A 5,560-nucleotide genomic window follows, 5' to 3' on the forward strand; every position below is an offset into this window, starting at 1 on the left:
AGCACCAGGGCGGCGGCGGCCAGCGGCGGGGCGACCGCGCGCAGCCGGCCGCGGGCCCGCAGGGCAGCGGTGCCCCGCCCGGGCGGGCCCGGGCAGCCGCGCTCGGCGGCCCGGTAGAGCAGCCCGCCGAGCCGCGCGCCGAACTCCGGGGCGTCGGGGTCGGCACCGACCAGCGCCGGGACGGTGCGGGCCAGCTCCCGGTGCGCCGCGGCCAGCCGGGCGGCGACGGCGGTGGTGCTGGCCTCCACCTCGGCCGCGACCTCGCCCGGGGTCAGGCCCAGCGCGTCGTGCAGCAGCACCACCCGGCGGCGCGGACGGGAGAGTCGGCGCAGGGCCGTGAGCAGCGCGCGGTCGCGCCCGGCGGCGTCCGGCAGCGGTGGCACCGCGATCCGGCGGCGCGGCGGGGTCAGCCGGTGGGTGCGGCGCGGACCGACCGGCCGCCACGGGGCCAGCGCCGCCTCGCAGGTGCGCCGGCGCAGCCGGCCCACCGGGTCCGGGCCGGCGGCGGTCCGCGCCCAGTGCGGCCAGGCCGCGGCGAAGGCGCGGTGCACCGCGGCCCGGGCGGTGCGGCGGCGGCCGGTGAGCAGGTAGGCCTGCTGCAGCAGGTGGGTGCCGCAGCGGGCGTACACCGCCTCGAAGCCGGCCGGGGTGGGCTCGACCGCTTGATCCTCGGGACCGTCCTGACACATAAGCAGATCATCCGAGACACGGCGAGGGCTTGCTCCTTGCGCAGGGCAGGACGGGTGACGGCCGCACCATGACCGTATGACGCACCACCACCTGACGGGCCGTCCGTTCGCCGGACCGGCGGCGGCCCGGGCCGGCGGCCCGGGACTGGCCGGGATGAGCAGCGCCCTGCTGGGGCTGGCGGGGACGGCGGTGCCGGTGCTGGTGCTCTGGGTGCTCACGGCCACCCCGCAGGACAGCGCGGCCGACGCCGCCCGGCTGGCCGGTGCGCTCTGGCTGCTGGGGCACGGTGGACCGCTGGTCCGGGGCGGCGCGCCGCTCTCGCTCACCCCGCTGCTGCTCACCCTGGCCGTGCTGCTGCTGGTGCGCCGGGCGGCCGGGCGGGCGGCCGCCGCGGCGGGCGTGCGGCGGGCCTCGGTGCCGCCGGTGCTCTGCGCCGGGTACCTGCTGGTGGCGCTGCCGGTGGCACTGTTCTGCCAGGGCGCCGGGGCGCTGCGGGCCGAGCCGCTGCCGGACCTGGCGGCGGTCGGGCTGCTGGTCTACGCCGCGGCCGCGGTGGGCGCGCGGACCGGGCCGGGCTGGTGGCCCGCGGCGCGGCGGTGGGCGGCGCGGGCGGCCCGGTGGCGGGCGGGTCGACCGGGACCGGGCCCGGCGGAGCGGCCGGTCCGGTGGCTGCCCGCGCCGCCGCCCGCCCGCCCGGTGTTCCGGGCCGCCGCGGCCGGGGGGCTCACCCTGCTGGCGGGCGGCGCGCTGCTGTTCGCCGTGGTGCTGGTGCTGCGCACCGATGCGACCGACCCGGTGGTGCGCGAGCTGGCCGGGTCGAGCCTGCCCGGGCTGCTCGGGCTGCTGCTCAGCTGCCTGCTGCTGGCGCCCGACGCGGTGCTCTGGGCGGTGGGCTACGCGCTCGGGCCGGGGTTCGCCGTGGGTAGCGGGACCGTGGTGGCGCCGGGGACGGTGCGGCTGGGGGCGGTGCCGGAGTTCCCGCTCCTCGCGCTGGTGCCGAGCAGCGGCAGCGGCTGGCAGCGCCTGGTGCTGCTGGTCCCGCTGGCGGCCGGCGCGGTGGTGGCGGTGCTGCTGGCGCGGGCCGCGCAGCCGTCGCGGCAGCAGGAGGAGCAGGAGGAGCGCGAGGAGCGCGAGGAGCACGGGGAGCACCCGGAGCCGGAGCAGCGCCGGGGGCCCGAGGACGCGGCGCAGCCGCCCCCGCCCGGCGGCACCTCCCCGGACGGCATCTCCCCGGGCAGCACCGCGCTGGCGGCCGCGGGGGCGGCGGGGCTGGTCGGGGCGGCGGTGGCGCTGGCCGGCTGGCTGGCCCAGGGCGCGGTGGGCGGCGGGCGGATGGCCGTGCTCGGCCCCGCGGCCGGCTGCGGGCCGGCGGCGGCCGGCTGGATCGCCGCGGTGGCGGTGCCGGGCGCGCCCGCGCTGTCCTGGTGGTGGCGGCGCCGGGCCGGCCGCACCCCCGCGCCGGTGGACCCGCCCGTGGACGGGCCGGAGCCGGAGCTGCCGGCCCTGCCGGCCCCGGCCCGGTCGGCCGCGGCCGAGGCGGGGGCCCGGCTGCTCGACCGGGCCCGCCGCGGGCTCGGCCGGGGGTGAGGGCGCGTCAGTCCTGCGGCGTGAAGAGGGTGTCGAGCCAGTGCGGGGCGAGGTCGGAGCAGCTCTGCGCGGCCACCTGGGTCAGCGCGTCCTCCTGGCAGGTGAAGTAGGGCTGGTAGGCCATCTGCAGGCCGAACGTGCCGAGCACCAGGGCCACCGCCACCCCGCCGGTGATCAGGCCGCCGAGCGCCGCCGGGACCTGCGGGGCCACCCGCTGCGGGTACGGCCAGGCGGGCTCGGCCGCGGGGCCGGTCTCCTCGCGGACCGCGGCCGCCGCCTCCTTGCGGGTGGTGCGCAGCGTGCTGATGCCCCAGTAGAGGGCCAGCACCCCGAAGAGCAGCGCGAAGTCGAGGTAGCCGCCGAGCCCGCAGAAGAGCGAGCCCATCCCCGCGTACAGCGCGTACCGCGAGCGCCGGTGCACCGGGTCGGTGGGGTCGAAGCGCGGCTGCTGCGGGCCGGACTGCGGACCGGGCCAGCCGGGGCCGCCGCCGCCCTGCCAGTTCGGCGTCCACGGGTGCGGCGGCGGCACCGGCGGGTGGCCGGGCCGGTCGGAACCGGGGGCGGAACCCTCCTCGCCCTGCGGTGACCCGTCGGCCGGGCCCTGCGGGAGGCGCGGCTGCCACGGCTGGTCCGGGGCGTCCGCCGGCGGCGGCGCGAAGGGGTTGCGCTCGTCGCTGTTCTTGCCGCTGCTCATCTCGCTCGGGGTTCCTCATCCTCAGGGGGTGTCGGTCGCGTCGGGCGTCCGCGACCCATGATCCCGCAGCGGCCCGGGCCGGTGCGTCCGGCCTGCCGTTCGATGCGCAGGTGAGACCCGCGGGCACCGTCCGGCGGTCGGGCCCGGGAGATCCCGCTCTCATCTACGCGCGTCAAGCAGAATCCCAGGTACAGCCCGCGTTCAACCAGCCGTTATCGTGGTGACGGTCAGCAGCTCTCCCAGGTTCCCGGGACCCGCAGCGAGGCGGACGCACCCCGGCGCACCCGCGGATCTGTCGACCAGCCGGCCTGCCCGTAGTGGCCCCACCGCCCGGTGGACGTACCAGCGGGCGGGCACCCGACCTACGGAGACCCGCGCAGTGGCCGCCGCCCCCCCGCTCGCCTTCCCGCCCCCCCGTGACCGCCCGGCCCGGCTGGTGGTCCTGGTGTCCGGCTCCGGCACCAACCTCCAGGCCCTGCTCGACGCGGTGGCCGACCCCGGCTACGGCGCCGAGATCGTCGCCGTCGGCGCCGACCGGGACGGCATCGCCGGTCTGACCCGGGCCGAGGGCGCGGGAGTGCCCACCTTCGTCCACCGGATCAAGGACTTCCCGGACCGCGCGGACTGGGACGCGGCGCTGACCGACTCGGTCGCGGAGCACCGGCCCGACCTGGTGGTCACGGCCGGCTTCATGAAGATCCTCGGCCCCCGCTTCATGGCGGCGTTCGCCGGACGGATCGTCAACACCCACCCCGCGCTGCTGCCCTCCTTCCCCGGGGCGCACGGCGTCACCGACGCGCTCGCCTACGGCGTCCGGGTCACCGGCTGCACCGTCCACCTGGTCGACGCCGGGGTGGACACCGGGCCGATCATCGCGCAGGGCGTCGTCGAGGTGCTCGACGCCGACCACGCCGATGGCGGCGACGCGCTGCACGAGCGCATCAAGACCGTCGAGCGCCGACTGCTCGTCGAGATCGTGGGCCGCCTGGCCCGTGAAGGTCACCGCATCGAAGACCGAAAGGTATGGATCCCGGCATGAGTGCCACCCACGCCACCGCTCCGGTTTCGGAGAACGTCCGCCCGATCCGTCGCGCGCTGATCAGCGTGTACGACAAGACCGGGCTGGAGGAGCTGGCCCAGGGCCTGCACGCCGCCGGTGTCGCCATCGTCTCCACCGGCTCCACCGCGGGCCGGATCGCCGCGGCCGGCGTCCCGGTCACCGAGGTCTCCGAGCTCACCGGCTTCCCGGAGTGCCTGGACGGCCGGGTCAAGACCCTGCACCCGCGGGTGCACGCCGGTGTGCTGGCCGACCTGCGGCTGGAGTCGCACCGCGCGCAGCTGGCCGAGCTGGGCGTCGAGCCGTTCGACCTGGTCGTGGTGAACCTGTACCCGTTCACCGCCACCGTCGCCTCCGGGGCCACCCCGGACGAGTGCGTCGAGCAGATCGACATCGGCGGTCCGTCGATGGTCCGCGCGGCCGCCAAGAACCACCCCTCGGTGGCCGTGGTGGTGGACCCGGCCCGCTACGGCGACGTGCTGAAGGCGGCCGCCGGGGGCGGCTTCGACCTGCTGACCCGCAAGCGGCTGGCCGCGGCGGCCTTCGCCCACACCGCGGCCTACGACGTCGCGGTGGCCCAGTGGTTCGAGACCTCCGGCTACACCGAGTCCGAGGAGGCGTTCCCGTCCTTCCTCGGCGCCACCTGGGAGCGCTCGAACGTCCTGCGCTACGGCGAGAACCCGCACCAGCAGGCCGCGCTGTACACCGACGGCACGGGTGGCCTGGCCTCCGCCGAGCAGCTGCACGGCAAGGAGATGTCGTACAACAACTACGTCGACACCGACGCCGCCCGCCGCGCCGCCTACGACCACGAGCGCCCGGCCGTCGCGATCATCAAGCACGCCAACCCGTGCGGCATCGCGGTCGGCGCGGACGTGGCCGAGGCGCACCGCCGGGCGCACGCCTGCGACCCGCTGTCCGCCTTCGGCGGCGTGATCGCGGTCAACCGCCCGGTCACCGTGGAGCTGGCCGAGCAGATCGCGCCGATCTTCACCGAGGTCGTCGTGGCGCCGGACTACGAGGAGGGCGCCGTCGAGGTGCTCGCCCGCAAGAAGAACATCCGGGTGCTGCGCGCCCCCGAGGCCCCGTGCGAGCGCCGGGAGGCCCGCCGGATCAGCGGCGGCCTGCTCTTCCAGCAGGTGGACAAGGTGGACGCGCCGGGTGACGACCCGTCGACCTGGACCCTGGCCACCGGCGAGGCGCTCTCCGAGGCCGAGCTGGCCGACCTGGCCTTCGCCTGGACCGCCTGCCGGGCCGTCAAGTCCAACGCGATCCTGCTGGCCAAGGACGGCGCCTCGGTCGGCGTCGGCATGGGCCAGGTGAACCGGGTCGACTCGGCGAAGCTCGCGGTGGAGCGGGCCGGCGACCGTGCCCGGGGCTCCTTCGCCGCCTCGGACGCCTTCTTCCCGTTCGCCGACGGCCTGCAGATCCTGCTGGACGCGGGCGTGCGGGCGGTCGTCCAGCCGGGCGGCTCGGTGCGCGACGAGGAGGTCGTGGCGGCGGCCGCGGCGGCCGGGGTCACCATGTACTTC

Annotated in this window: 5 protein-coding genes; 3 read left to right on the plus strand and 2 right to left on the minus strand. The window is 77.7% G+C overall.

What is annotated here, in order from left to right; all coding sequences use genetic code 11:
- Positions 1 to 689: sigma factor-like helix-turn-helix DNA-binding protein (locus ACFW1A_RS37735; RefSeq protein WP_380417690.1), on the minus strand; the 689-nt coding region annotated here is incomplete at its 3' end.
- A 76-nt stretch (positions 690 to 765) separates the two neighbouring features.
- Here ACFW1A_RS37735 and ACFW1A_RS37740 point away from each other — a divergent pair.
- Entirely contained in the window at positions 766 to 2,277 is a 1,512-nt protein-coding gene (locus ACFW1A_RS37740) for a DUF6350 family protein (protein WP_380417692.1), read from the plus strand.
- 7 nt (positions 2,278 to 2,284) lie between these two features.
- On the opposite strand, the gene ACFW1A_RS37745 is transcribed toward ACFW1A_RS37740, so the two are convergent.
- Positions 2,285 to 2,971, minus strand: coding sequence for a hypothetical protein (locus ACFW1A_RS37745; RefSeq protein ID WP_380417694.1), 687 nt, complete (start codon positions 2,969 to 2,971; stop codon positions 2,285 to 2,287).
- Positions 2,972 to 3,350: 379 nt separating this feature from the next.
- Between ACFW1A_RS37745 and purN the strand changes: the two genes are divergently transcribed.
- Together purN and purH are read left to right on the plus strand one after the other, a co-directional pair.
- Positions 3,351 to 4,010, plus strand: a complete 660-nt coding sequence (gene purN, locus ACFW1A_RS37750) for a phosphoribosylglycinamide formyltransferase (protein ID WP_380417696.1) — start codon at positions 3,351 to 3,353, stop codon at positions 4,008 to 4,010.
- On the plus strand, positions 4,007 to 5,560 hold a 1,554-nt coding region (gene purH / locus ACFW1A_RS37755), incomplete at its 3' end, for a bifunctional phosphoribosylaminoimidazolecarboxamide formyltransferase/IMP cyclohydrolase (RefSeq protein WP_380417698.1). The genes purN and purH, both read left to right, overlap by 4 nt.

Source organism: Kitasatospora sp. NPDC058965 (assembly GCF_042741245.1).
GTDB lineage: Bacteria > Actinomycetota > Actinomycetes > Streptomycetales > Streptomycetaceae > Kitasatospora.

Coding starts and splice junctions, on each gene's coding strand:
- ACFW1A_RS37745 (WP_380417694.1), bottom strand. CDS start 2,971: ATGAGCAGCGGCAAGAACAGCGACGAGCGCAACCCCTTCGCGCCGCCG.
- ACFW1A_RS37740 (WP_380417692.1), top strand. CDS start 766: ATGACGCACCACCACCTGACGGGCCGTCCGTTCGCCGGACCGGCGGCG.